Source organism: Mesorhizobium sp. B2-8-9 (genome assembly GCF_006439475.1).
Classification (GTDB): domain Bacteria; phylum Pseudomonadota; class Alphaproteobacteria; order Rhizobiales; family Rhizobiaceae; genus Mesorhizobium.
The window spans coordinates 91955-117720 of record NZ_VFTQ01000001.1 but is presented as its reverse complement, the minus strand read 5'-3'; the positions used below and the strand labels follow the sequence as shown (position 1 = coordinate 117720).

Annotated in this window: 18 protein-coding genes and 2 pseudogenes; 8 read left to right on the top strand and 12 right to left on the bottom strand. The window is 58.6% G+C overall.

The genetic code is table 11. From position 1 onward, the window contains the following. Window positions 1-35: 35 nt before the first annotated feature. Both groES and FJ423_RS00515 read right to left on the bottom strand, forming a co-directional pair. Window positions 36-332, bottom strand: a complete 297-nt coding sequence (groES, locus tag FJ423_RS00525; protein ID WP_064994876.1) for a co-chaperone GroES — start codon at window positions 330-332, stop codon at window positions 36-38. Window positions 333-2003: 1671 nt separating this feature from the next. Continuing rightward, window positions 2004-2726, bottom strand: a complete 723-nt coding sequence (locus tag FJ423_RS00515) for a Crp/Fnr family transcriptional regulator (protein ID WP_064994871.1) — start codon at window positions 2724-2726, stop codon at window positions 2004-2006. A gap of 1240 nt (window positions 2727-3966) precedes the next feature. On the opposite strand from FJ423_RS00515, the gene FJ423_RS00510 reads away from it, so the two are divergent. Beyond that, on the top strand, window positions 3967-4212 hold the full coding sequence (locus tag FJ423_RS00510; RefSeq protein WP_041163934.1) for a DUF982 domain-containing protein: 246 nt from the start codon (window positions 3967-3969) through the stop codon (window positions 4210-4212). A 1037-nt stretch (window positions 4213-5249) separates the two neighbouring features. Here FJ423_RS00510 and FJ423_RS00505 read toward each other — a convergent pair. Next, a complete protein-coding gene (locus FJ423_RS00505) occupies window positions 5250-5558 on the bottom strand; it encodes a hypothetical protein (RefSeq protein ID WP_064994870.1) in 309 nt (102 codons plus the stop codon). Between the two features lie 415 nt (window positions 5559-5973). On the opposite strand from FJ423_RS00505, the gene FJ423_RS00500 reads away from it, so the two are divergent. From FJ423_RS00500 to FJ423_RS00485, 4 genes are all read left to right on the top strand, one after another. After that, window positions 5974-6267, top strand: a complete 294-nt coding sequence (locus FJ423_RS00500; RefSeq protein WP_224655969.1) for a calcium-binding protein — start codon at window positions 5974-5976, stop codon at window positions 6265-6267. A gap of 496 nt (window positions 6268-6763) precedes the next feature. After that, the gene (locus FJ423_RS34725; RefSeq protein ID WP_318013159.1) at window positions 6764-7156 is read left to right on the top strand and encodes a hypothetical protein; all 393 of its coding nucleotides are present in this window, start codon (window positions 6764-6766) and stop codon (window positions 7154-7156) included. Window positions 7157-7419: 263 nt separating this feature from the next. Next, window positions 7420-7647 carry a DUF2158 domain-containing protein gene (locus FJ423_RS00490; RefSeq protein WP_084016088.1) on the top strand — a complete coding sequence of 76 codons (228 nt, stop codon included), beginning with the start codon at window positions 7420-7422 and terminating at the stop codon, window positions 7645-7647. Window positions 7648-7649: 2 nt separating this feature from the next. Then, window positions 7650-10661 carry a DEAD/DEAH box helicase gene (locus FJ423_RS00485; RefSeq protein ID WP_064994868.1) on the top strand — a complete coding sequence of 1004 codons (3012 nt, stop codon included), beginning with the start codon at window positions 7650-7652 and terminating at the stop codon, window positions 10659-10661. Window positions 10662-10839: 178 nt separating this feature from the next. Here the strand turns inward: FJ423_RS00485 and FJ423_RS00480 are convergent, their stop codons facing one another. The 3 genes from FJ423_RS00480 to FJ423_RS00470 are packed head-to-tail and all read right to left on the bottom strand — an operon-like array spanning window position 10840 to window position 15501. Beyond that, entirely contained in the window at window positions 10840-11919 is a 1080-nt protein-coding gene (locus tag FJ423_RS00480; protein ID WP_064994867.1) for a hypothetical protein, read from the bottom strand. 9 nt (window positions 11920-11928) lie between these two features. Then, window positions 11929-14352: a caspase family protein gene (locus tag FJ423_RS00475; protein WP_064994866.1), complete on the bottom strand. Its 2424-nt coding sequence runs from the start codon at window positions 14350-14352 to the stop codon at window positions 11929-11931. Between the two features lie 51 nt (window positions 14353-14403). Continuing rightward, a complete protein-coding gene (locus FJ423_RS00470; protein ID WP_064994865.1) occupies window positions 14404-15501 on the bottom strand; it encodes a CHAT domain-containing protein in 1098 nt (365 codons plus the stop codon). Window positions 15502-16013: 512 nt separating this feature from the next. Between FJ423_RS00470 and FJ423_RS00465 the strand changes: the two genes are divergently transcribed. Then, window positions 16014-16985: a CHAT domain-containing protein gene (locus FJ423_RS00465; protein WP_064994875.1), complete on the top strand. Its 972-nt coding sequence runs from the start codon at window positions 16014-16016 to the stop codon at window positions 16983-16985. 882 nt (window positions 16986-17867) lie between these two features. Here the strand turns inward: FJ423_RS00465 and FJ423_RS00460 are convergent. Both FJ423_RS00460 and FJ423_RS00455 read right to left on the bottom strand, forming a co-directional pair. Beyond that, window positions 17868-18474: pseudogene (locus tag FJ423_RS00460) on the bottom strand (carbamoyltransferase C-terminal domain-containing protein); the annotation flags it as partial. A 203-nt stretch (window positions 18475-18677) separates the two neighbouring features. After that, window positions 18678-19250: a periplasmic heavy metal sensor gene (locus FJ423_RS00455; RefSeq protein WP_064994874.1), complete on the bottom strand. Its 573-nt coding sequence runs from the start codon at window positions 19248-19250 to the stop codon at window positions 18678-18680. Between the two features lie 1013 nt (window positions 19251-20263). Here FJ423_RS00455 and FJ423_RS00450 point away from each other — a divergent pair. After that, the gene (locus tag FJ423_RS00450) at window positions 20264-20473 is read left to right on the top strand and encodes a transposase (protein WP_084016086.1); all 210 of its coding nucleotides are present in this window, start codon (window positions 20264-20266) and stop codon (window positions 20471-20473) included. Between the two features lie 869 nt (window positions 20474-21342). On the opposite strand, the gene FJ423_RS00445 is transcribed toward FJ423_RS00450, so the two are convergent. Next, a complete protein-coding gene (locus tag FJ423_RS00445) occupies window positions 21343-21588 on the bottom strand; it encodes an ATP-binding protein (protein WP_280952669.1) in 246 nt (81 codons plus the stop codon). A gap of 326 nt (window positions 21589-21914) precedes the next feature. On the opposite strand from FJ423_RS00445, the gene FJ423_RS00435 reads away from it, so the two are divergent. Continuing rightward, window positions 21915-22628, top strand: coding sequence for a GntR family transcriptional regulator (locus FJ423_RS00435; RefSeq protein WP_064994861.1), 714 nt, complete (start codon window positions 21915-21917; stop codon window positions 22626-22628). A gap of 643 nt (window positions 22629-23271) precedes the next feature. Here the strand turns inward: FJ423_RS00435 and FJ423_RS00430 are convergent. The 3 genes and pseudogenes from FJ423_RS00430 to FJ423_RS00420 form a co-directional block, all read right to left on the bottom strand. Further along, window positions 23272-23463 (bottom strand): hypothetical protein, encoded by a 192-nt coding sequence (locus FJ423_RS00430; RefSeq protein ID WP_013533545.1) that lies wholly within the window; start codon window positions 23461-23463, stop codon window positions 23272-23274. Between the two features lie 712 nt (window positions 23464-24175). Next, entirely contained in the window at window positions 24176-24487 is a 312-nt protein-coding gene (locus FJ423_RS00425; protein ID WP_140688030.1) for a dihydrodipicolinate synthase family protein, read from the bottom strand. Window positions 24488-24524: 37 nt separating this feature from the next. Then, window positions 24525-25765: pseudogene (locus FJ423_RS00420) on the bottom strand (aminotransferase class I/II-fold pyridoxal phosphate-dependent enzyme). Window position 25766 lies beyond the last annotated feature (1 nt).

Genomic DNA, 25766 nt, shown 5'->3' with positions numbered 1-25766 from the left:
AAATTCAGATTGGATGTGATGAAAGGCGACGGCGGTCAGCCGATGATGCCCATCACGTCGGATTCCTTCATGATCAGAAGGTCTTCGCCATTGAGCTTGACTTCGGTGCCCGACCACTTGCCGAACAGGATGCGGTCGCCAGCCTTGACGTCCAGCGGGACCAGCTTGCCGGTTTCGTCACGAGCACCGGAGCCGACAGCGATGATCTCGCCTTCCTGCGGCTTTTCCTTTGCCGTATCCGGGATGATGATCCCGCCCGCGGTCTTGGATTCGGATTCGACCCGCCGAACGACCACGCGGTCATGAAGCGGGCGGAACTTCGACTTTGCCATTTTTTCTTCCTCGGTGAGAGCGGTGAGAAACACCGTCCGGCCACGCCGGACAAACTGCAAAGCCCGGCTTTGCCGGACCGTTGTTAGCACTCACCGCGAGCGAGTGCTAACAACGGGAGGATTAAGGGGTAAGCCGGAGATAGTCAAGACGAAAGGGCAGGCGCATGAGCAAAATCTTGATCCAAAGCTCTCAGGCAAGGCGACCACTTTGAACACTCCTGCTGACTTCGTCATTTGGCATTCTCGGCAGCGCGTTTCGACAATTTATGTTCGCCTACCATTCCCAGCGGCTTTGGAGTGCTAAGAGCCTGTGAATTTCTTTGAAGATCCGTTGCAACGCCTGCGCGCTGCGGGGAGTGCTGATCAGGCAGCGAGACTTGCGAACTTCTTGTGCCAGGAGGCATTCGGATTGAAGGCCGTATCTCGCTTGTGGTTTGCTCAAACCCAGGACGCAGGGGTTGCTGCCGCTTACTTACATTTTGTCGGCCAGCCCGCTACGGCTGTCGCCGCATCACCGCACCTGCACACGGGTGCGCCTCGCGAGGAAGTTCATTCGGGAACAAACCCACTCGGAGTGCTGGTAGTCGGCAAGTGGTTTTGTTGCTGCCAAGCTCATCAGGTGCGCTCAATCCGCCGCGGCACCCCCCGTCTCACAATGGACTATGGCGCGTTTGATCCACACCAGAGCCGCCCCGGTAGGATCGGCTCCGTCGGTCAGACCAGACGGTGGCTGACTTTTCTAAACTCCAACCAATCAGGGGCGCCTCTAAACTCCAACCAATCAGGGGCGCCAGGAACAGGTCTGGGAGTGGGTCGCGAGTGACATCCGTACGCGAGGCAGCGCGCCTCCTCCAAGGGTGAAGATGCTCGCAGCCGAACTTGATCTGCCACATGCCGGCTTTGAAGTTCGTCGAAGCGAGAATAACCGTTGCTGGCGAAGTGACCCTGCATTACACCTGTGTAGCTTGGCATAGGTTGGGGACAGATTGTCTAAATAGTCCTGCGGGGCCGAGGGCCGACTTCCTCGAACCCGTCCGAGTAGAAATCGACGTGCGTTTCCATTTTGGTTGCGCGGGTGCTCCAACCTCAAGTCGCTTCCAACCACGAGCGCGGCTTTCCCGCACAGCGACCTCGAGCAGACAAGGGGCAATCATTGGAGCGCATCTCGGGTCGAACATACAGCTCCGAAATCTGGCCGGACTTGCCTCCTGCATAGATCGCCGTGCACTCATTCAGTACGACTATGCCGGCCGGCTCGCCACATTCATTTCGTTGGCAAGCACTGTCGCCGCGCTTTGTTTGACGAAGTCGGGCGTGGGCGCTTTCCCGCCAGAGAGTTCATCGAGTAGCGCGTGAATGAAACGGGCGCCCGTTTCTGCGTCCAATAAGTTGGCCCGTCCAGTAGATACGGAAGGCATGGTTTCTCCCCCTCCTAGGGGGCGGCGTCCCGATTCGTGCTGCCAATCGCAAGGTGCGCTGGCAAAAAATGGAACTGCGAATCCGGCTATGATGGAGGGCTGCTCTCCTGTATGCAAGCCATTCTTGGGATTTGCAAAAACCGTCGCCCGCTCGTCCAAGCCAGGGATCTCTACACCATCTGACCGCGCGCGAAGCAAGATTCTGCTTAGCTGCTAGCGAGGACCGAGCTTGCGGACCCCACAGACCCCATGGTCAGCGTCGGGCGATTTCCCCAATCAGCCGAACATATTCGCCTTCTGGTTGCCCATAGATACCAGCTGCTTGGGCAACGAGGCCTTGGCGGTCTCGAATGACGATTTCACCTCGTCGCGAACGGATGAGGCCACGGCCCTCGAGCACTTGGAGCCCAACGGTGACCCCCGGCCGCCTTACGCCGAGCATAACAGACAAAAACTCGTGAGTGATCGTAATGCGTTTGTCGTGCATCCGGTCGTCACACATCAACAGCCATCGCGCCAGACGCTCTTCAAGGCTCGCTCGTGCGTTCATTAGGGCCGTATACGTAGCCTGAATGTGGAGATAGTGGACATAGCGCAAAAGGAAGGGATGCAACGTAGGGCTGTCCACTAGAGCCGCCTTGAATGGCTGAACTCCGATTCGCACTGCATTGCCTGCCAATTGCACGTAACAATCGTGCGCGGCATAGTCGGCACCCATCACCAGCGCGGGACCAGTCATTCCCTCTAAGCCAATGAGGCCAACTTCGGCATCCTTGCCGTCCGGAGTCATCGCGACAACAGAGCCGATGCCTTCCTCAAGGAAGTAAACGGCCTCTATCCTTGAACCGGCAGTCTCCAACGGCATTCTCAGATCAAGGGCACGTCGCTCAAAATGCGGCTCCAAACGCGCGAGGTCATCCGCGCTAAGCCGTCGCAGCAATTCATTTTTGTAGGAAGCATTCACTGGATTGGTCATGGCTCAATCCCACTTGGGGCAAGAGCATTCCAATCTCCTTGCCGTCCGCGCCCGTAAAAACGTGCAGACGATCTCGTGACAATACGCCCCTTGGTACGACAATGACAGCGGAATGCGAATCGATGCACGGCGAGCCCCCGCCGCGTGATTACAAAAGACGCGAAAAGTATGTCAGAGTGGGAAACGTACCAAACTCAGCTTTGTACGAAACCGACATTCTGAGGTCCCAGCTCTTTCCCGTTACCTGTCGTCCTAGCGCGCCGATTCCCTTGAGCTTCGTGAGAATCGCACGAACTCCTGATTTAGAGCCGGCGCGCTTTCAAATCGTAACTGTTCACTGAGAACGACACCTCGCGCTCGGGGATGCCGCTAGATGTAACCGCTCCCCAATGCCGCAGCGCGTCCGGTCGGCCGCGGTGGGGGGCGGAGGATTTTTGTTGTCCTTCGCCGATCGCTCGGATCTACGATTGCTCGGAAAGTTGCGTCGGCGGGACGTCAGCAACACTCAGCGTGTCCGATCGAAATGCCCTAGTGGCGGCTGTCGGATTTATTCTGTACGGGGACACGTTTGAGGATCGACTGATGTCAGCCCGGGGCCGTCTGGTCCAATGTCGCGCGGATAGCGCCGATTCCCAACTCGTCGATGATCATGTTGTGGTGACTGGCCGTCACCACATCCTGCAGGATGGGCGGCCGTTCGGACTTGCCTTTGTTCGAGCTCAGGTTCCGCTGATGACGGAGCATGAGGTACTTTGGCGAATTCTCCCGGCCAATCTACATTCGCGCTGCCGCGAGACTGTTGTGCAGGCTCGGCCTCAATGTGCCGCACCGCACTTCCGTGGTTATCGGGCGTCCGCGACGCATGGGCACGGTCCGAGATCACGAGTGCTGTAGGCACTGGCTAGCATGCCGCGCCCGGCTGTGAACGAGGCGACATGACATTGCCGTGTATACGCAGGTGCGCGCGCCGGGGTCGCTTGCTTTTAGCGAACTTGCATGGCTGTATGGTTTATGAAAATGGCCGGGGGGCTATATGACCATATACCTGTTTCTCAATAGTGTCGCTGCATTCGGCTTGGTTATCCCACTCTATTTTATTCAGCGCGAACCGACCATTCTCGAGACTTTACGGCCAGGCAGGGGGTCGCCTGGGACCGAAAATTAGCTGCGGTGATTCAGGCGGATTTCGGTTGAGGAAAACAGTGCGGCCTGTCGTCGCCGGGTGGAGGGGAGCGTGGCGATGGGCTTAAGCAGATTTGAGAGACCAGTCGTCGTTCAGGTCAACCGTAACAGCTCTGAACGCATCGTGCTTGAGGTGAATGACGCGGCAACTATTTTGATGCGGGATCTTCGTTCTCAGACCAAGAAGCGGAATGCAGCGATGGATGCCTGTCTGCACGTGTTGCGTGGTGAGGCTCATCCGCCAACTGCAAGGCGGGCATTCGTTGCGGCCGCGCTCGAGGCGAAGATTCTACGCGGCGATTAGACCAGCGCGAAGGTCGGCCGGATATCCATTCAGGTTCAATCCTCCTCCCGATCGAAGCATAGAATGGGAAGTCCCTCTGCGTGATCATGGCGCGACCAAGCAGGGTGGCGCGGAGCATGCCTCCGGTGATCTAGGTTTAACAGCTTCCAACGCCCGCAGACTTGGCTCAGCTATTGAACAGAAATGCCGCCTGGAACTCCCGAAGGGCGCCTCGAGCGGTGCAGAGGGTTCATTTGAGGATCACCTGGACGCATGGTGGACACCCTCGCGCCCGACACCGCCTGCTTCATACCACCAACGGAGTTGCTTTGAAGCATTCGCTCGGTGTTGATCCCAACTTCCCTTGTTCCAAAGCTTCCGCCACAGGACAGATACGGTTCTTGGGCGGCAACCCCGTAAATCGTGCAATTTGGCGTGACGCACGACCTGCTCCCCATCCTCGAAGCGAATGACGGGAGCTGAGCGGCCTTGAATTTCTCTTCCTGAGCCACTGTCATGTCACTGGCTATCTGTGGAAGAAAGTACCGTCCCTGCTTAAGCGGCGAACGATAGACGGGCAAGGCGGGTCGCGAACTGATCCAGGGCAGGGTGATCCACCGCCACCCCAGATAAGTAGACGGCCAGACTGCTGCTAGGAAGTCGAACGCTGGACACGCGTGGCCACCGACGGAGCGTCACGCGCCTTCGTGCGCCTTCTTCGGATGGATCCTGATGTCAGCCTGCTGGCGCGGGCCCCGGACGGTCTGATCGCCGTCTTCAACCTCGAAAACGGAGAGCAGTCGTGGCAATCCCTCCTTACACAGCCCCTTCGCGCAATGCCTATGATATCGTGATCATTGGTGGCGCGGTAGTCGGCTCGCCGATGGCGTATTGGCTGAGCCAGGATTTTTCTGAGTACAGTCACAACCAAAGAGGCTCGTGACGGTACTTTTTTGCCCTTTAAGGCACTGGAAAAAGGGATTTCCTGCTGCCGAGCCTTGAAATTGTACTGACGGTACTTTTTCAGGAGACCATTGGGCTGCTGACGGACGCCGCCCTTAAAGCGCTGAAAGCAAAAGAAAAGGGCGCACGTCGTCGGTAGCGGCTGACGCCGGCAGCGCGGCGACGAAGAGTTTCATCTGCGAGACCGCGTTGATCGGATCGGCGTCGGAGAATTGCGTCCCGTCGGTCGAAAAGCTGATGTCCTTGAAGTGCCAGTAGCGATGCATGTTCTTGTCGGCATAGCCGATGTTCTGCCCCGTTGGCGTGTCGTCGTCCTTGGTGTAGCCGTGGGCAGGGTCTTTGATGTCATCAGCCCAAACCGCCGCATGAACGAAAGCATACTGCGCCTTCTTGTCGTCCGGCACGCCGGCGACCCAGCTCTGATAGTCGGGGTTCAGTTTGATCGGGGCACCGGCCTTGGCCTTCGCCTGTGCGCTCAGCTTTGATTAGGCCACGGCGGCGATCTGCATGGGGCCGCCGTCCCACCAGGCCAAGGCGGGAGCCGATGATAGGATCAATGAAAGAACGGAACCAAAGACGAGCGCGCCACGCATGTATTCCTCCCCAGAGCCAACATCGCTGAGACGACACGGCAATGACGACAATGGTGCCTTCACGGAAGGCCGAAACCTCTTCTGGATTCGACAGCAAGAGACAAATAGCGCATGATCCTTCTTGGGTTGGGGAATTCATTCATGCATGTGCACGAATTTTCGTGCGTGTTGTCCGTGGTACTTATCTCGGGCTGCGCAGCCGACTATTTGAACAATTACGATTTCGGTGACGCTCGCCGCTGGCGATGCGTACCACGCCAACATGCTTTTGCAGACGGTCGATCCATTCAATCCCAACAGCAACAACACCCATATCGAGGGCGACGGCGTACGCGCCGCAGCAATCGTCAACAGGTATCGAGGCGTGGCCGCAACTGCCGCAGCTGTGCCATCTGGCGGTGCTGATTTGGACTGCGCAGGCGGCAAGGGAAACAATCCGGTCGCACCCCATGGGGTGAAAATCACCAACGGTGATCCTAACGGACTAGATCGCGATCGCGACGGCATCGGGTGCGAGTGAAAGCGGCCAGGACGGTGGAACGATCTCGCTACGACAATCGGTCCGACAAGTGGCTGAAACGCACCGGAGCCAAGCAATATCGCCCGCGCCGGTGGGCTGGCATGCCTTTGCGAGTGATCTACGTGACGGTAGCCGCGGCTTCGGCTTTGGTGGCGCAGTTCTTCATGCAACACAGCGGCTCATTGCCCGAGGTCACCTACTGAATCTGACCAAGCCGGCTCCAGCGCCGATTGCCGGTGTCGCCTCCATCATCGATGGCGACACGATCGAGATCCATGGGCAGCGTGTCCGCTTCAATGGCATCGACGCGCCCGAGAGCCGGCAATACTGCGACGACGCCAAGGGATTCGAATATCCATGCGGGCGCCGTTCCGCCGAAGCGCTGGACGGCTTCCTAGCAGCCTCGAGGCCGGTCAAGTGTACGTTCGGGACTTGGTCGCTACGGCCGGTTTGTTGGTGACTGCAGGCGCGCCGACGGTCGAGCGTCGCCGCCTGGATGCTCGAGCACGGCCAAGCGCTCGATTGGCCAAAATACAGCGATGGCGCCTATGCAAAACAACAGACCAAAGCGAAGGCGTCGAAGACCGGTCTTTGGGTCGGAACGCTTCTGCCGCCATGGGACTGGCGGGCGCAGCATGGCGACGATGCGCAAGCGCCGCCGGCACCGCTTTTGCGATTGGCAACGGCAACTCCGGCTGCAATATCAAAGGCAACATATCAGCAAACGGCGGCGCATCTATCACGTGCCTGGACAGAAGTACTACAACGTCACCAAAATCACCGAAGCCAAAGGCGAAAGATGGTTCTGTTCAGAAGCGGAGGCCATGACAGCGGGCTGGCGGCGATCGAAGCGCTGATCGGTTTGCGGAAGCATATTCCGTTCGTTTGACTGATTTGGTTGGCGTCTCGACGGAACGGCGGAAACGTCTATGTTGCAGACCTATTTGTGGACTGCACTCGCTGACGCATATGATTGCCGCTTGTTTGATGGGCGGCACCGCTGTCTATGCAAGTTCGCCCTCGCGACCGAATACACTCAATCCGTAAAGCCTTGGTGCATCACCTGTTGATAATTGCTCCAAAAACGAGTCGCTGGAGTGCCTACCGCAAAAAAATGTTACGATGGGACAAATCACGAACAAGGAGATGAAAATGTCTGAATTTGCAGCGGGTGATGTTGTTCAACTGAAATCCGGGGGTCCTCAAATGACTGTTGAGCAAGTAGGCAAGACGAGCATGACGGACGAGGACGGCGTGTGGTGCGTGTGGTTTGAAAAAATCGGAAACAAGCAAGTCGTTCAAAGAGAAACTTTTCCGCCCGTGGCGCTGAAAAAATACGAACGCCCCGCCACCGGATCGATTGCGGTGCACAGAGCCTAACCATGATCCGCGCAGCGTTTATCGGAATCAACAAACATCTTGATCCGCTTGCGCGGGAACTGAGCGGCGCTGTGGGTGATGCTTCGACTATGTGCGCGGTGCTGTCGGATTCTATTGACCGGTTTCAGCCAACGCTTATCACTGACCACGACGCGACTTATGCGAGGGTTTCGGCCATCTTTGACGATGTGCTCGACGGTGCATCAGAAGATGACGTCGTCATCCTGTTTTTTGCCGGCCACGGCACGCAAGACCACCGATTAGTTTTAACGGATACGCGCTCTGACGACGTTCCGGGAACGACAATAGACATGACGGAGATTGCCGCGAAGTTTCGGACTTCGCGAGCGCGCGCTGTCCTGCTTTTGCTAGATTGCTGCTTTAGCGGTGGCGCGCCGGCACGCGTTCTGGATGTCGGATACATTCCGCGCGCAGCGGGGATGCCGCTCGCCGAAGTTGGTGGACAGGGCCGTATTCTTTTCGCTGCATGCAATCCAAACGAGGAGGCCCTCGAAGACCCCCAAACACGCCACGGTCTTTTTACGAAGGCGATTTTGGATTGCATACTGGAGAGTGATGGGCCGGTGAGCGTGGTTGCGATGGTGGACCGCGTTGTGCAAATGGTCCGCGCCAACGCAGCCCGATTCGGTTACGAACAGACTCCGGTGATGTTCGGTCATGTCGAAGGAGAGCTAACCCTGCCGAAAGGTATGCGCGGTAAATGCTACCGCGCGCTCTATCCCGAAAGGGGCACGGTCACTGTTTCAGGTCCAATTGGGGAGCTTTCGGCCTACGGAATTCCTCAGAATGCGCTGAACGCTTGGAGCGATCGTTTCCCCGCCGGTCTGAATTCATTGCAGATCGCCACTGTGAATAGCCATGGCGTGCTCGATGGAAAATCTCTTCTCGTCGTAGCGCCGACAAGTGCCGGCAAAACGTTTGTCGGCGAGATGGCAGCACTGAAAGCAATCGGCGAGGGAAAGAAGGCGGTTTTCCTCCTCCCTTACAAAGCGCTGGTCAATGAAAAATTCGAAGATTTCTCTGCGCTCTATGGCGACCTTTTGAATCTGCGCATCGCCCGATGCAGCGGCGATTGGCAAGATCAGGTTGGCGACGTTCTAAGGGGCAAGTACGACATAGCCTTCTTCACTTATGAGAAGTTTTTGGCTCTGTCAGTTTCCTCTCCGCACATCCTTCACCAAATCGGTCTGGTGGTGATTGACGAAGGACAGTTTATCACAGAGCCGGGTCGTGGGATGGTTGTGGAGCTAATCCTCACCAATCTTTTGAGCGCACGCGAGCGGGGGATTGCACCTCAGTTGGTGACCCTGAGTGCGGTAATCGGCGACACAAACAACTTTGAGCGCTGGCTTGATTGTGAACTTCTCCTTACGACCGAGCGTCCGGTTCCCTTGACAGAAGGTGTCATTGATCGGAGCGGCGTGTGGAAGTTGCAGCGTCCTAATGGTGAGGTGGAGGTCGCGCAGTTGTTCGCACGCTGCGAGATACGGCAGCGCCGGGATAAGCCATCTTCCCAAGACGTTCTCGTACCGCTGGTTCGGCATCTCGCCGGTCAGGGCGAAAAGGTCATCGTCTTTCGTAACGCGAGAGGACCATCCGCCGGTTGCGCGGAATATCTCGCGGCCGAGTTGGGTTTGCCGCCAGCACAAACAATCGCGGACATGCTGCCGGGAATGGATCGTTCGGATATGTCCGAACGCCTTCGCCGCGCGCTCAACGGCGGCGTTGCCTTTCACAACGGTGATCTTAATCGCGAAGAACGCATGATCGTGGAGAGAGGCTTTCGCGACCCAAACGGTGGGATTCAGGTTTTGGTGGCGACAAGCACCGTAGCTGCCGGCGTAAACACGCCGGCTTCGACCGTCATCGTGGCGGAAACGGAATTTCGCGGAGTGGAGCCGCAGCCTTACACTGTCGCTCAGTATAAGAACATGGCGGGCCGTGCAGGTCGCCTGGGCTACGAGACAGAAGGCAAAGCCATAGTTCTCGCCGACACCGGCATGGAGCGAGAGAATCTCTTCCGGCGCTACGTTCAGGGACGTCCCGAACGCATCCAGTCTTCCTTCGACGAAAGAAGCCCGGGCACGTGGGTCGTTAGACTTCTGGCGCAGGTAAAGGATATTCCAAGCAATGCAGTTGTCGATCTGGTGGCAAACACCTATGGAGGATTTCTTGCCTCGCTGAGAGATCCCGCCTGGCGCGGCAGCATGTCAACCCGGCTCCTCAATTTGATGACGAGGATGCAGCACGATGGGTTGATTGATGAGCGCGATGGAAGGCTGAGGCTAACGCCTCTAGGGCGCGCCTGCGGCGAGTCACCCCTCAGCTTGGAATCCAGTATGCAGGCTGTTGAGCTGCTACGCCAATTGCCGCCGGATTCGATAGGACTAGAGACGGTTCTCGTTTTATTGGAAGCGCTGCCCGAACGCGATGAAGACTACACGCCTCAAACAAGACGCGGTGAGCCGCAACGGCAGCAACAAGTTTCGCAACGCTTTGGCCAACATGTGGCGCGTGCCCTATGGCATCGTGCGGAAAGCGATGTGAAATATTACGGTCGCTGCAAACGTGCGCTCATCGTTTCGGACTGGATCGAAGGCGTTACAATCACGGATATTGAGACTGGCTACACCACCAATCCGTTTTCGCCCATTCGTCATGGCGACATAAGGGGTTTTGCTGACGGTACCCGCTTCCTGTTGGACTCGGTGCTCCGAATAGCTGCGATCGTTCTTGGTCGAGCTGATGATCCCGATGAGGTGAGTACTTTGCTTAAACGCCTTGACCTTGGAATACCCGGCGCAGCCTTCTCCTTGACTGAATTACCTATCGTCTTAGCGCGCGGCGAAATCCTCGAGTTGTGGAAAAACGGATATGGAAGTCGAGAGCAAGTCGAACATGCAACCGAAGCCGAACTCGTATCCTTGTTGAACGCGAGAGGGAATATGTTGTACGCCGCATTGCACGAGGAACTTGCTATCACTGGGTCCTGAACAGCCTTCGTATGGCTGCGGTCGATAGGAAGGCAGGGGTTGCGATGGCTTTTTCACGCCCGCTCCAACCTCATTTGGCCAACAGATCGCGATGCGGCAACATGGCATGTAATGATCATCACAAGACCGATGACCGTGCCCAGATTTTGCCCTGAGGAAGAGAACGCGACCACTCCCCTCAGATAGAAATGACCAAGCCCTGCTCGCCTTGGGCAGGAAACACGCAGTGGTAATTGAAGCGGCGCATTGTCTCGGGGTCGTTCCAGATCGTGGTGTTCTCTTGCGCATAATTGAAATAGAGAACCTTTTGACGCACCGGGTCATTCACAAGGATTCTTGCGATAGTTTCGGGATCGGGGTGGTTGTGGCGCGAGCCATCCGTCGAAAAGGCGAATGCCGTGCAATCGAGAATCCTAAGAATCTCTGGCGAGGTATTGGCCTTGCTGCCGTGATGGGAGACTTTGAAGCAAGCGAGGGGATAGGGTTCGGCCTCGCTCGCTCCGAGCTCCCGCAAAGCGCGCTCCATGATGCCCGGATGGGCATCGGCGCCCAAAAGGACGCGGCGACCGCCGAACTCGGCAATGAAGGCGATGCTGCTGCGATTAGGCGCGGCGGTGTCTTCCTTGAAGCGTTTGGAGGCGAGTTGCTCGACGTCCAGCCCGGACAAGGGCTCGCGGCCTGAGCCAGGTTCGCCCATTCCGTGGTCAGGGTCGAATGGGCGGAGTCCATTGGCTTCAAGTTCGTCCATCCAACGCGGGATCAGCGCGGCAAGATCTGCATCGTTGGGCGAGAGTAGGCGAATCGCGAGCCCGGCGAAGCTAATTTCGCCACTTGCCTCCGGGCTCCCACGTGAGGCTATGCGGCTGGCGAAGCGGGAGTTCCATTTCCAATTGAACTTATCGATGCCGGACGAAAGCTTTTCGCCCTGCTCGGCGTTGAGTGGCTCGGTTTCGAGACCCGCTGTAATGCGGTCACGCGCTTCGACAAGCTGATGGTAGGCATTGAACCACACCTCTTTGGGATTGAACGGCGCCGCCGCCTCGCGCACCAAAGGCATGGCTCCTTCGATGTGATCGGCATCGATGTGGCTGATTACGAAGAGTTCGCAGTTGCTCATCTCCTTTAGCGCAGGCCGGGCAGTGCCGTAGTCCTTTGTGCGGCCGAGATCGACCAGGGCGTGATACGAATGGTCCTCATCGCCCCAGGCGAGGACAAGCGCATCGCCCTCAGACGCCGGATTCATGGTGAGTGTGAACATTGAGCTACCTCATGGAGTAAGCTTGACCACTGTGAAGGCCTGTTGCGGATCGACGCGAGCCGCGACCCGCCGGACCAGCCCTCGCTCCTCTGAAGACTCCTCCTGCGACCCAGGAACCGATTCAAGACCGCGGGCCAGCCAGTCGCAGGTGAGCGAGAAAAATGGCACGCCGCGGCTGAACCCTTGTTCGAGCAATTCGGAGATACGATCGAAGTCGGGCGACCTCTCGGTCATCAGGCGACGCGCCAGGATAATAGGCCCGTCGGGGATTTGCGGAAACCGGTTGGTGATGTTCTCGAGCCATTGCCGTGGCACAAGCTCCGATGCTCCGGCTCCCACTGCGATTAGAGCACCCGCCACGGCCGCAAGCGGGTTGGTCATCTTGCTGCGGACGGCCTCGCGGACCTCTCCTTGCATGACCTTGAGAACCTCGGAGCCACGCTCGAAGTCGCGCGAAGCGAGGAACGCCAGCAGGCCGGACCATCGGTATGACTCGACGATGCCCGACGTCGCGGCTCGCCCTTCTGCTGGAGCGGCGGCGACGATTAGGTGAGCGGACCATTCGTTTGGGTCGCTCGGCCGGCCCAACTGCGGCAGAAAGGCCGCTTCGATGCGGGTACCGAATCCAAGGACGGCCCAGAGCGGCCCGCTGCGCTGCGTGTAGGCGTCCTCGAAGACCAGAGGATTGTGCTCGGGCACATCAAAGCGAAGAAAGTCCCGATCGCCCGCTGCCTCCCGCAAGGCGGGTGTTCGCGGGCCTGCCGCACCTAGGCGGGCTGCGTCGCGCGGCTTGGCCATTACCCCGACGAGTTCGGAGAACGAGGGGGCCGGCATTGAACGGGCGACACTGGTGACCGTCGGTCCCCTAGGGTTGAGAGGCTGCTGTGGAAATCGAGGTGCGCTGACCGCGTCTGGCCCCTGGGATATTGAGGTGCTGGCAAGAAGCGCGCCGGCTAAGGTCGCATACCCCAGCCATTCATGCAGGGAAGGGCCGCTGACAATCAGGCTATGGACACTCGCGCCTTGCTCGGCTTGGAGTTCCCTGCTGACGCTCGTCCCGTCGGGAAGCGTAATGACGGCGCTGTAGGCACCCGGCTCGACGTCAAGGCGCAGCTTTTCGCGAGTGCCGCCGACTACTGGTTTCAGTGGACCGGGGTTGTTGCCGTCGCGCCGCGACAATGCGACGACGAAGCCGGCCCCTACCTCCGCTGCGGCAGTAAACTCAAAAACCAATTCGGCGCCGGGGCCGCGACGCGGGACTGGCGAGGCGGTTTCGACGGTCGGTACCGCTCCGATTTCGACGAATGCCACGGGAGCGCGAGGGGTAAGTATCTCTGACCCAAGAGCCTTGCCGTCCCGATCAATTGAAATCGTCACTGTCTTCAGTTCTTCGAGGTCAAACTCCGCGAAGAAGGGCGCGGCCTCGCCCGCAGTTTTCGTAGACACGACCTCCCGATGGTCTGAGATGACGGTGCGACAGCGTGGCCATCGGGCTCGATCGGAAAGACTGACATAGGTTTTCACCCGATCAAGGCCGCCAGGATAGGTGATCGCAAAGCTTCCAGCGGCTCGGCCCGCCGGCGTCTGCAACGACCCGTCTGGTCGAGCAAAGAGCCTTAGAAACTGAGTGAGCCGGTCAACGAGAATGCCGGGTCGAACCGGCCAGCGTGCCCCCGACACGTCGGCCGCGGCACCGTTGAGCGCTCGGAGCAAACTGTCGGTGAAGACAGTTGTCTTATCGCGCCGACCGTCGGCCTCCTCATAGAGGCTAGTTGAGCAGAGCGCCCATTGGTGGCGCGTTCCACCGTGGTCGTCCCGCGCTCGTGAAAGCGAGATCAGCTTGGTGCCGAACTCCTCTTCGGCAGGCAGCCCCAACGAGGTCTTCAAACGGCAGCAATCGAACAATAACAGCTGCGACGTCGGCACAGCGTTCTCGAGCGCTGTAATGAACTGCTCGATCTCGGTCATTCCGGCGGTCTGCTCAAGCGGGTCTGTGTCGTAGTCTTCAAGTAAGAAGGCTGTCCTCCGACCGAAGCTCTCGCCGTGGCTTGAAAGGAACAGCACCATCACGTTGTCCTTGTGCGTATTGGCCCGCTTGACCCAGTCCTTCACTGCAGCCTTCACCTCGGCAAACGTCGCTCGTGGCACGGTTACGCTTGCATATTGGGCGCCAGCCTGCCCAGGGGGCGTTTCAGAGAGGGCCAGTGCAAGGCTCCCGAGCGGCCGCTCCGGGTTGGTGAATCCGGCCTTCTGATCGAGAAACCAGTCGGCGATAGCGCGTGCCGAGATCGGCGGTGAAGTAACCGGCTTCAGCTTCTTGCTCTGAAACGCGCCGACGCCAATGATCATCACATGGGTCGCGGGCCGTCGGTCGAAAGCGGTATCCACAAAGACGAGACCCTTGTCGCGTTCAGCGTTGTCGTCGCTACTCATCAGTCCCCCAGTTCCATTTTGGTCCGGACGCGCCGGCACGAACTATCAGTCTCAGGCGGCTGGCGTTTGCCCCTTCACCAACACAACCTGATCAAGGTCTATCCCCGATCGTGACAACGACTCGAGCAAGGAGGCGTCGTCCAGCAGCAAGGCGTCCTTGAGGCCAAGTCTGGCCTGCTGCAAAGCCATCCCCGCCGGCTGTCCCTCAGCGATCGCTGCATAAAAACGCACTGCGAATACCCTGGCGCCAATATCCCCGACTTCACCACGCATTCCGATAATAACAGGGACCGTTTCGAGCAGCGCTTCGGCGCCGACGAGACTGTCGCACGCATTGAGGACAACGAGAATCGGTGGCGTTGTCGTTGCCGCCAGCAGATCGGCAATCCACTGCAGCGGTATCGGTCGTGCTTGAGTACTGTGGACAAGCCCGTCGTCAAATAGCAAGGCGCCCTCGGCGGCATGACCCGAAAAATGGATAACATGCGGACGTCGTTCGTTTGTCCCATCGATCAGATCGGCGAACGTCGCTGCCGGAAGATGCTCGAGATCGATGAGATCGCGATGCAGCGCACTCTTGAGTGCCTTGAGAACGTCCCGCACCTCACGGTCGGTCTGGAGCCAGCGGCCCTCCTCGACGACTGACCCGTCGTCGCGCTGGTAGATGCGTTCGGTCGCTTCGGGATTGGCTGTGACGTAGAGGACTCGGAGCCGTTCGGGTTTGGGCTCGGGGATACGCGCGAGATGCGGGGCCGACTGCAGGAGCCCGTGAACCTGACGCGCGTGAGTGAGTTCCTCACGTCGGCGCTTCTTGTCGGCGCGCTCGCGTTCCTTGCGCAGGTCTTCTTCCGCGCTAGCGATCGCTGCCTGCTTCCTCGCTTGGTCCTTGGCGTTGCGACCGATTTTCTCGGCGACCGCGGCAGCCTTCTTACCGGTTTCGGTGGCCTTGTGGTCGAGTGACACAGCCGAGCGGAGATAGGAATTGATCGACGACGCATTGCGGGACCGCGCCGCCGACTGACGCTTCGAACCGGCATCTTTCCGCGCCAAAGCAACTGTTGCCTCGTGCCCGGCGAGTTCCTTCCGAAGCCGCCCTTCCGATTGCTTAAGCCGAGCGAGTTCGCTGCGCAGGCTATCGATGCGCGACATTGTCTACTCCGAAATCAGAATGGGTGCGGTCGAGCCAAGAGCAAGGGCTGGCCGGGGGCAATCAAACCGTGGCGCCTGAAACATCGGACCTAGGCCTCCTCGCTTCCCTGGCTCGCGTTTCTGAGGACAAAGTTCAAGTAATTCCGCTCAGAAGGCGGCAGAGTTGGCTGGTTCATGCAATTCTCCATCACTGCTCTTGAACTGGAAGCTAAACCGTATGAACTTGCCTACCAATTGTCGACCCACGAGGCGACGTATGGTCGATCAAGGCGACGGGGTATTCTGCTGAAAGTTCGTGGCGACCGAACAGCGTTCGAGCGGGCCGCGGCATTGGCGCTAGGAAGCGCAGCTCCGCCGAGAAGATCCCAGCGATCCCATCGGCAGGTGGTGGCGGCAGCGGATCGCAAGAGACGTCGGCTCGAATCGGTTCAGGCGAACACAGCTCGCTTTAAGGTTAAGCTCGCGCCTCACGACGGGTACATTGCTCGGCATGCGCTGCATTGGGGATTAGCGTGGCTAAGACGGAAATCGACGCGAACGGAAGTGGGCTAAAAAGCCTTATTGGCTCGCTCAAGGCCAGGGCGAAGCGTACCGCTGGACACTACCGTAAGGAAGACACGGGTATCACGCCCGAAGAATGGCCCAGGGACGCGGAGGTCGAGCTGATTGAAAGCCTTGTGCGGGAGAAGGCCAGACGGGTGACCGGAGGGGATTCCAGCCAGCAGTGGAAGGGGTGCCGTGAGTTCGCGCAGGCGATCAGAGATTCGCGCAACCCAACTGTCTCGCGTGAACATTTCGGGACGGAGGAAGCGCAGCGTCGCTACGAACGCGCAGAAGCCGATTTCTTCGATGGTATCGCGCTCTGGGCCGACAGTACAATGGACTATGTGACCTATCTGAGCGCACTAGCTGTCGAGACGGCTACGAAGCTCCGGATACTCTTTCTAGCGGCCAATCCCTCGGACAGAACTCGGTTGCGGCTCGACAGGGAATTGCGGGACATTCGAGAAGAGCTGGCAACGGCAGGATACCGCGAGCGGTTTGACCTCCAAGCACGCGGAGCAGTCCGTGCCAAGGACATGGTGCGGGCACTGCTTGAGCTCGAACCGGCCTATGTGCACTTCTCCGGCCACGGTACTGCTGATGGTGCAATCTGTGTGGAAGCATCCGATGGCACGAGCCACGAAATCGACCCCGACGCGTTGGCCGCGCTGTTCGCGGCGGCGGGCGAGAAAGTCCGGTGTGTCCTGCTCAACGCTTGCTTTTCTGAAAACCAGGCTCTTGCGATTGCCCGGCATGTCCCCTTCGTCATCGGCATGCGCACGACAATCAGTGACGAGGCGGCGATCGCGTTCGCCACCGGTTTCTACCGAGCACTTGGTGCCGGAAAGGGCGTCCCGGTCGCATTCGAATTGGGGATTGTCGAATTGAAACTGTTTGGCATCGCGGAGCACGAAACGCCTGTTATCGTGCAGTGTCCTTAGCCGGGTGTTCGCTTCTACAAGCCGCTTGAGCTCCCACTTGCGCAACACGATTTGAATGACCTCCGACCGCCCACTTTCATCTCTGCAGCAATGCTGATGAGCGCATCCTCAGTTGCGAGGCGCTTTCTAGCTCTTCAGCAAAGGATTTGCGCGTCACTGTCGGGTTTGGAGCCGTTCTCTGCGCAGTTTTGCTCTCTCCAACTCAGCGGCGATGAAGGGTGTAGCGTGTCTATCGCGCGCCTAGTGTTCTCACGCATCTCGAGGACGGTCGCGGCGCAGCGACAGTCAATGGCGGCTTTCAGTCAACCGCAGCGGCGGGCTTTTGGCCCAACCGAACTGTTGCCAGCGCAAAGCAATACGCGAAAGTCGCATCCTGTCAGGATTGCGGAAACCAAGAGGAAGCGCAAGCTTCGGGATATCGAACCTCGTTCATCCGTCCAACGTTGCTAAAGTGGCTTACGTCGGCCTTCGGCGCATCGGGAGGCGTCGGATGCTCACCCCTGAGGTATGGCGGGCAACGAACCTGACCGGTCAGTTCTTCCATTGAACGTTATTGATGCATCCGCGGCGGGTTTCAGACACTGGACCTGTCGCCATTTTCCTACGAGCGATTTCGTGCAACGAACCGTTCCTCGATGAGGCTGTGATCTAGACCATTCAGGCCGCCGGATACTCTTGCGATGACGCCAACTACGACGTTGAAATGATCGGTCGCATGTCACCCCGGCGGCTCAGGAAGGAGACGGCACGCTAGCCTGTGTGCCCACGTGACCTTATGTGGTGATCGACGCCAGCCAAGGAACAGCTCCATGGATGTGCGACCCGATGATTGTCGCAGCCGCGCTCAACGCCGGCGATGCAGGAACCTTGGCTGCGGCTCGGTCAGCCCTCGAATTGACTTGTCTTGGTCAAAAGCAACCCATCGCACCAAACGTGGTCTACGCAGCCCCACTCACAGGCGGCAGCAGCATCCGGAAAAAAACCACGTCCATTGAGATTTGCACTCGTGTTGCAGAGCAGCGAAATGCCCGTGAGTTTCTCGTACTCTATGAGAAGTTCTGCAAATTGGGTGTTCGGAAGCTCTTGAAACCGTCTGAAGTCGCGCAGTTCCGTCGAGATGGACGACCGCCGGGATTATTTCTTTCCACTCTGAACGGGTTCGGTGGTCGAACAGCATGTAAGGATCCGGCGTGCCGGGGTCAAACATGTCAGGTGCACGATCCTCCAAGCATATTGGCGCTACCGGCCGGAAGTGCTCTCGCACTTTGATCTTGTTGAGATGGTCCTTCATTTCCGGCGAAGTCGCAGCCGCCAGAATGCTTCTGCCTCCCAAGGCACGCGGACCAAGCTCTGCGCGGCCTGCAAGGAACACCACAGGCTTGTTGTCGGCGAGCAAACGGGCAAGATCTTTCAGACTGAAAGCAGCAGATTGCCAACCGGGGGGAATCTTGCCACGGCCCACATTCGGCCCGCTGTAGACTGACCAGTCTGACATCGAGAATTACGGCTTGGGGGGTACTGCCGCGCGATGTCGGCAATGCCCCCCCCCGTGTCCGCCGTTAGCACACGAAACCCGTAACCCGTCAGATATTCCGCGAGCATGGCGGACAGCCGCCTGTCTTCATCGACGATGAGGACCTGGTCCGCCATGCTCGTTTGTCCGCTCCGTTCGAACCTGTGCTCGTACAGAGCTTATCCGCGATCTTCGAGATCCCCGAAATCGTCGAGCAACTGCTCAAGCTGCTCGGCCGTCAACACCTCGGTGGCATCCAGCAGATCGGTCGTCAGCGCGCGCAAAGCCTCGCCGGCCCACTCGACAATCTCGGCGCGCACCTCCTCCACTGCGTCGGGATCGAGGGTTGACGCGCTGAGCAGCTCGGCGAGATCATTGTGCGCCTGGATTAAGCCCTGCTTGATGAGGCGAATATGGTTATGGACCTGGTCGGTGATCGCCGCCAACTCTTCTTCCTGCTCGGGCGTGATGTCAAGATCAACGAGCTTGGACCCTAAGTCATGCGCGCAGTAGCCCGTCCCATGGCGGAGGCCGGTCTGCATGTGCATGTCGGGTCCGCCGTGGCCGCCGCCGACGTCGAAGCGCTGCACGCCTCCGTAACCCTGGCTGAGCGCGCCAGAGACGCCGACGCTGGCAAGCGTGACGACCGCAATGCCGCCGATTGCGATGCGCTTGCCCCAGTTCTTCGACTTCGGAGTGCGGGAGAAATGTTGACGAAGTTTCTGCCACGCAGAGGGTTCAGTTTGGGGCATGAACATATTCCTTTGAATGTTGGTCGAGTGGAATGCCTGGATCAGTAGAACCGGCATTTGCAGCAGATAGGTTTGTGCCAGTTAGAAGGCAAGAGAATATAAGTATATTTCTAAATATATCCGACTATTTTTGCGCGAAACGATGCAATCGGGCATGTCGCCTACAGTTGAAGAGGCATAAGAGCCTATTGATAAGATAGTCTGACTTATTGTTCAACTTCTGGATTGATGTGATAGCGTCAGGAGCCGCGGCGACTCCACGTACCCCTTATGACTGCTGGGCCTGAGGGTGGCCCGTCATCCGATAAGCAACGGCCGAGGGTTAAGCCAGCTGGCCGGCGCAGTGCCTCATGCACAAGAGGCGGGCCATATGTGGATATTCACAAGGAGCGGATTTCGATCGCGGTGGCAGCGAGCTGACGCGGCGGATCGCTGGAATATTTCGGCGAGATTCCCAATGACACTGATGCCATCAAAAAGCTCTGCAACCGTCTGGGCATTCCGGCAAGCCGCTAGCGTTTGGCTAGGAGACCGGCGCGTGCGGTTATGGCCGTTATCGCCAACTCACAAGCCTGAGTCATCGCTGCGACGTGGTGGCGTCATCGCTGATTCCGAGGCGGCCGGCGATCGGGTGAAGATAAACCGTCGGGATGCCACCATGCTCGCCCGCCGCAATCGGGCCGGAGAGTTGACCCCCGTCTGGGTGCCCATAACGATCACGAAGCCATTCGCGACCTGATCGCCTGTGTAGCCCCGTCGTGCGACAGATATTGACGCGAGCGCATGAACGTCTTCGCGATTTCTGCTGCGTCACGGGCATAAGCAAGAGCGTGGGGCGGCCTGGCGAATGGCTTGCTGCCGATTGCTTTTGACATTGGCCTTCGAACATCCCGCTCAGCAGGTCGGATTCAGGACTACGTCGATGCCGTCATGATGCGGAACGGCGCCTGCAGCAGGTCCAGTAACAGATACTCAGCCGATCCCGGAATGAACCGGCGCTCGGTGGGTGATGCCTGCAGGCAATACGCGGTATCGCGTCAGCCAATGCCGTGGTGCTGGTTGCGGAAGTCGGCGACTTCACCCGCTTCTTCAATCCACGCCGGCTCATGGCCTACTTCGGCCTGGTCCCGGCGAGCAATCGAGTGGCGAGACCGTCTGGCGCGGGCCGCATCGCAACGGCCGGCAACACCCATGCCCGGCGCGCGCTGGTCGAGGGCGCCTGAGCTTACAGGATCAGACCGCATCGGCCGGCGCAAGGTCGACCCGATCGAAGCGCTGCCACACGTCGTTCGCGATCGGGTCGTTCCAGACGCGCCGGCGCGTCCAGGCAAAAATGCGGCCCGTCAGGGCGTCAAGTCCGCCTCTTGCACCTGATATCCGCAGTCCAAGTGCCTCGATCGCCGATCGAGTGGCGGGCCAATTTCTACGCCAAAGGCCGTTGTCAGCAATCATGACGGTGGAAGGAATCTAGCGCTTGGTGCCCGCGTCTGGTGTCGACGATGATTTTGATCGCGCACTCGATCTTCTTTAGGACTAATTTGCGCATGTACATGAAGCCAGTTCCCGCTGCGGCGAAGGTCGTGGCGCATGCTGCGCGAATGCCTCGCCGGCATGGCATCGTTCGTCCCGGCCGAAGACGAGCCCACGTCGACCCCGGAGCGGATCGCCGAGGAAATCGTGCGGCGCGTGTTTGCGGAAATGTCAGCGCTGCCCAGAATTGCCTTGGCTATCGGACGTGCAATAATGACGAGTGGAGCGTAGAGGATTACCCGCAATCGCGCGCCCCATGAACACCTCGGCTGGCCACTTGGATCAGATTCTCCACAATGGAAGGGCGGAAGGTGACGGGGGCAGGCACTGCAGGCAGCGAACGACGTGATGCTAAGTACGCGGACATTTGTTCACTAATATACCATGGGAAGTGAATAGAGGCGGCGCTCTGGCAAAGTGAGGCTGCGACACGCACTGACTTCATAGGAGACGCAGCGGCTTTGCTTTCGCACTGGAGCGCTGCGGTGAGCGAGCCTGTCGAGAATGGCGGCGGCCCCTGATATTTAGCTCGGCGATGATGCCATCTGGCAACAGGCGGTGATCAGGGTGGTTTGCGTCGATAGCGTTTCTCGACGATTTCGAACAGATGGAAGTGCTGCTCCTCAATGAGGGAGTGCGTTCCGAAGTCGTCGAGGATGAGGAGCCGCACGCGCGTGAGCTTGTAGATGAGGCGGCGGCAGCGGCCATCAATGCGGGCGAACGCAAATCCCTCGGAGAGCCGTAAAACGCGCAGGTAGAGCACGGAATGATCGAGCCGTGCCGCCTGACGGTCGAAGGCGCAGGCCAGCCATGACTTTCGATCCCGGTCTGGCCGGCGACGACCAGGTTCTGGTGCGCCTTAAGCGAAACTTAACGAAACAAGAACGATACCGATGGCATGGCGAAGCTCGCTGAGGCCAGCTTCAAAGCGGCCGCTTTGGCTCACCGTTTGATGTGGCGGCGAGGTTCAAATGTCCCCGTGGGGCAAAAATGTCACTTGCGCGCACGAGGATCAGCCCCATCTAACCGGCTCCCCCGGGTTGTAAGGGCAGATCGGGCGGGCGAGGGACACCAGGAGTGGGGCTGCAGCCCAAGCTTCTTTGAATAGCAGAAACCATTCTCCCAGGAGAAGGCATGTATAGGCAGCACGAAGATACACCAGGATGGGATCGGTCCAAGGCCAATCGACTCTATAAAGCATTGAAGAAACTTATCGTCGATTTTAAGGTGCCCCCCGATACGCGACTCGACCCACGTCTAATCAGCGTTACCCTGAAAACGAGCGTTACCCCGTTACGCGAGGCATTGATTCAGATCGAAACCGAAAAGTACATCGTCGGATCTCCTCGCAATGGCTACTACACAAGAAAGCTGGATACAAAGCAATTATCAGATGAGTATGGTGTTGCCAACGCAATACTTCAGGGTGTTTTCAGGGAAGGCCCAGATGAGCATTCCAAGCCGTGGTCGACGCTTCCTACGATCCCCAGCTCTAACGACTGTATTTTGTTTGGGGAGTTCCTCGAGGTATTTTATGAGAAGATCGCAGAGGGTGGAAACAATGGAAAAATGCTGGATCTCGTTCATGAGTTCAACATCCGAACGAGATATGTACGTCTTTTGGATTTGCAACGGCCGGAGCGTCTATCATGTATTATAACTGATATGAGACAGCTTGTAGAGCTTCTTGACAAGCAAGACAAAAATGGGGCGATCGCAAATATTGGTCGGCAATTCAGTGCGACAATTGAAACCGTCCCCGAGCTTGTGCTGGAGGGTAATCTTCGTGCCGGGGATACGAAAGAGAGCTGGTTGAAGACATTGCAGTCGAATTTCGACGAGAGCTGACCGGCGGTTTCCACTGAGATGTGGCTCTGGCTCACTTTTGCTGCTGTTGCTGCCGGCGCTTTTGCGGATTCCCCGGAGGATTAACTAATGCAACATCGACTTGCCCGCGCGAGCCTCGCGCCTGACGGATTGGCGCGGTGATTGATGTGAAGGTTATAGCGAACACCGCTCAAAAGCTTCGATCGCGCCAATTTTCGGGAATTTTTCCAGACGGGGGCCAGCCGGAGCGTTCAAAGTAGATATGTGCGTCGGCCCGCTGGCCCGCTCCTCGTCGTACGGACGAGCACACGCTGGTGCTGCTGCGGGGGCTTGCACCGCATACCCGACGCCGTCATCGCCGGCATTCTCAACAAACAAGGCCGCCGAACGGCGTACGGCACCGCTTCGGCGCGCCACGCCGAGGCTCGCCGGCGCACGCCCCCTCGTCTGGCGACAGACGTCACGGTCTCGCCCGAAAGGAAACTCTCCTCAGCGCTTCGGACAGGACCTTGGCCCAATCGACCGCGTGGTCCCCGGCCATGGGGTTCGCTACCTGCCCGGCATCGTGGATGCGCGCCCCAGGCCTTCATGGCTATTACCCATCCGGTTATGCCTGGGGAGCAGGGAGGATTTGCTCCACAGGTCAATAGCTAGGGCGATCGTCTCAGAAGCGACGCACATCCGGAAATGGTAGCACCTCCGCCTGTTGGCGGGGCTGTTTGAATTCTTCGAAGGCGACCGCCTCAATTATAGCGTCCAAGGCTTCACGCCCCGTCTGGCTCATCGGGTCATCACCACCAAGATAGTGGTACGCCCGATCTAAATGCACCCGGGCCGCGGAAAAATCGCTCTTCATTTAACCTCTCAGTAGCCGCCGCGTCAGCCCTCTACGAGGTCAGTGTCGCGCAACGGTGAACATACATAGGACAATTTGATTTAAACTTGACACAATCAGGAGGAGTAGCATGCTCGGACGATGACATTTTGCCAGAACTGTGCCGCAGTGAGAGCTGGCCTCGCAAGCCGCTGAGCAAGGATGTGGTCCCGAGGGACGGGAGGTGCTGCGCTCCCTCGGCACACACGGTGAGCTCGCTGGGTAGGGGTCGAGAGCTGTAATCCGTCGGTGGTCAGCACACCACTCGAAAGCGGGGCTTACGATTGGGGCACCTGATCCTAAACGGGCCGGGACTTCGGCGACCTGGTACTTCGCGGCAGCGGAAACCGGCTTGATTGGCCGTGGGGGCTGGGCGGAACAGATTTCGAGGAGCTCTGCGATAGCGTAGACAATGCGAAGGCTCGAGAACGTTTTAAAAAGCTCCCACACCGGGCCAGCGTAGCGTCTAACCCGTGTACTTCTGTGTGGTCGCCGTGCCGAGCCGCTCTGACGATCCCCAGGCAGGGCTCCGGCAAGATGCCACCGAGGACGCTGTACCATGCATCGGCGCCCGCGATCAGGGCCGCCGTGACGTTCCAGTCGCCGCTGTAGCCGATTGAGAATTCTTTCGGCAATATTTCTTTCTGGTACGCAAGTTGGCCTTCGATAGCATCGCCCCGGTCCGCTGAGTTTTTCATAGCGAGGATCTCAGGCAGCTGTCCCAGACGCGGATGAGTGCTGGCGTGAAGCGAAAATGCGTGTTTGCAGGATCGTCGTAGATCACGATCGGAAGGCCACTTTCGCGCGCCACTGTCGTAAAAATGCTCGAAAACCTCGTCCTCAGTGAGCGGACTGTAGGACAAAGCGGCGAAAATCCCGCGGCTGCGCCGAGGGCCTTCGCATCACTTGCATATTTTACCGCTTCATCGGTGCGCAAAGCGCCCACGTTCGCCTGCTTGAGATCGGTGATCAAATCGGCGCCCTGTGCAGCAAAGGTGGATTCCATCGGCCTGCTCGGCAGCACCGGCACTTACATGTATCTGTCACGCGAGGAACGCCGTCGGGCTTTTCCGAGGCGCTGGACGAAACGGGTGGACGAGTCCCGCTCGCGGTTTACGCCAAGCGATAGTGACGGCAGCGACGGCGTCTTCAAGTCCTACCCACAGGCGCATGAGGTCGTCGCCGACTGCTTCAGGCAAATGCGCGTCCTTGCAGATTAACTTGCGCGAGCGGGTCAGGCTTGCCGGATGATAAATGAGACGGTCAGCATCGCCAAGGCTGACTGCCCTGGTGATCAACGTGAGACCGTCCATCATACGGCGCGCGCCCTCGAACCCCGTTTGGAGAGCCAACATGCCTGAGCCGTTCGACATCTGTCTGCGCGCGATCTCATGGTCGGGATGAGAGCGGAGAAACGGATAGCTAACCCAAGCCACAGCCCGGTGCGTCGAGCGCCTGGGCGACCGCGAGCCCAGAGGCACTGTGACGCTCCATACGCAGCGTGAGTGTCTTCAGCCCGCGCAAGATCAGGAACGCGGACATGGGCGAGAGCGCTGCCCGGGTCGGATAGCGCAGGCCAGTTTCGCGCAACAGGTGCAATGTCTTCGCATCGCCGAGTATGACACCGCCCCGCGCATCGCCATGTCCGTTGATGTACTTGGTCAGCGAATGGATCACGATGTCAGCTCCGAGTTCCAGCGGACGCTGGAGGGCGGGCGAGGCGAAGGTGCTGTCGACCGCGACCTTCACGCCGCGAGAGTGGGCGTGTTTGGCAATGGCAGCGATGTCGAGGATACGGCTCAACGGGTTGATCGGCGTCTCGAAGAAAACGAGCCGAGTCCTTTTCGGTGATGGCCCCCTTGAGATTACTGGGATTTGACAGGTCGAGGGCAACGACCTTAGTCAAAATGCGGCAGGCCCTGTTCGACCATGGCGAGTGCATTGGCATAAACGGTGTTGTGGACGATGAGTTCGTCACCTTGCGAAAGCAGCGAAAGGATCAGCGTGCCGAAGGCCGCCATCCCCGAGGCGAGTACCAGCCCAGCATCGGCTCCTTCGAGATTGGCGAGCCGCTTTTCGAGGACCCCAGTCGTCGGGTTGTATTCGCGTGCGTAGAAGTCTTCCGCCAAGGGCTGCGGCGGCTTCGTTTGCTGCCACGCCTTCAAATCTAGGTCGATGTAAGAAACACAGGCGTCTGAACGGAATTGGAAAAGCCGGCCGGATCGTAGCCGTGATGGATGACCCGGGTGGCAAATGCGAGGTCGACCTCGTTCCGGAATGGCATT

Excerpts from the sequence above, each read along its gene's own strand:
- FJ423_RS00490 (WP_084016088.1), top strand. The coding sequence starts at position 7,420 with ATGTCTGAATTTGCAGCGGGTGATGTTGTTCAACTGAAATCCGGGGGT.
- FJ423_RS00470 (WP_064994865.1), bottom strand. The coding sequence starts at position 15,501 with ATGTCGCGCATCGATAGCCTGCGCAGCGAACTCGCTCGGCTTAAGCAA.
- FJ423_RS00425 (WP_140688030.1), bottom strand. The coding sequence starts at position 24,487 with ATGGAATCCACCTTTGCTGCACAGGGCGCCGATTTGATCACCGATCTC.
- FJ423_RS34725 (WP_318013159.1), top strand. The coding sequence starts at position 6,764 with ATGCTCGAGCACGGCCAAGCGCTCGATTGGCCAAAATACAGCGATGGC.
- FJ423_RS00510 (WP_041163934.1), top strand. The coding sequence starts at position 3,967 with ATGGGCTTAAGCAGATTTGAGAGACCAGTCGTCGTTCAGGTCAACCGT.
- FJ423_RS00435 (WP_064994861.1), top strand. The coding sequence starts at position 21,915 with ATGTATAGGCAGCACGAAGATACACCAGGATGGGATCGGTCCAAGGCC.
- FJ423_RS00455 (WP_064994874.1), bottom strand. The coding sequence starts at position 19,250 with ATGCCCCAAACTGAACCCTCTGCGTGGCAGAAACTTCGTCAACATTTC.
- FJ423_RS00515 (WP_064994871.1), bottom strand. The coding sequence starts at position 2,726 with ATGACCAATCCAGTGAATGCTTCCTACAAAAATGAATTGCTGCGACGG.
- FJ423_RS00475 (WP_064994866.1), bottom strand. The coding sequence starts at position 14,352 with ATGAGTAGCGACGACAACGCTGAACGCGACAAGGGTCTCGTCTTTGTG.
- FJ423_RS00430 (WP_013533545.1), bottom strand. The coding sequence starts at position 23,463 with ATGAAGAGCGATTTTTCCGCGGCCCGGGTGCATTTAGATCGGGCGTAC.
- FJ423_RS00480 (WP_064994867.1), bottom strand. The coding sequence starts at position 11,919 with ATGTTCACACTCACCATGAATCCGGCGTCTGAGGGCGATGCGCTTGTC.
- FJ423_RS00485 (WP_064994868.1), top strand. The coding sequence starts at position 7,650 with ATGATCCGCGCAGCGTTTATCGGAATCAACAAACATCTTGATCCGCTT.
- groES (WP_064994876.1), bottom strand. The coding sequence starts at position 332 with ATGGCAAAGTCGAAGTTCCGCCCGCTTCATGACCGCGTGGTCGTTCGG.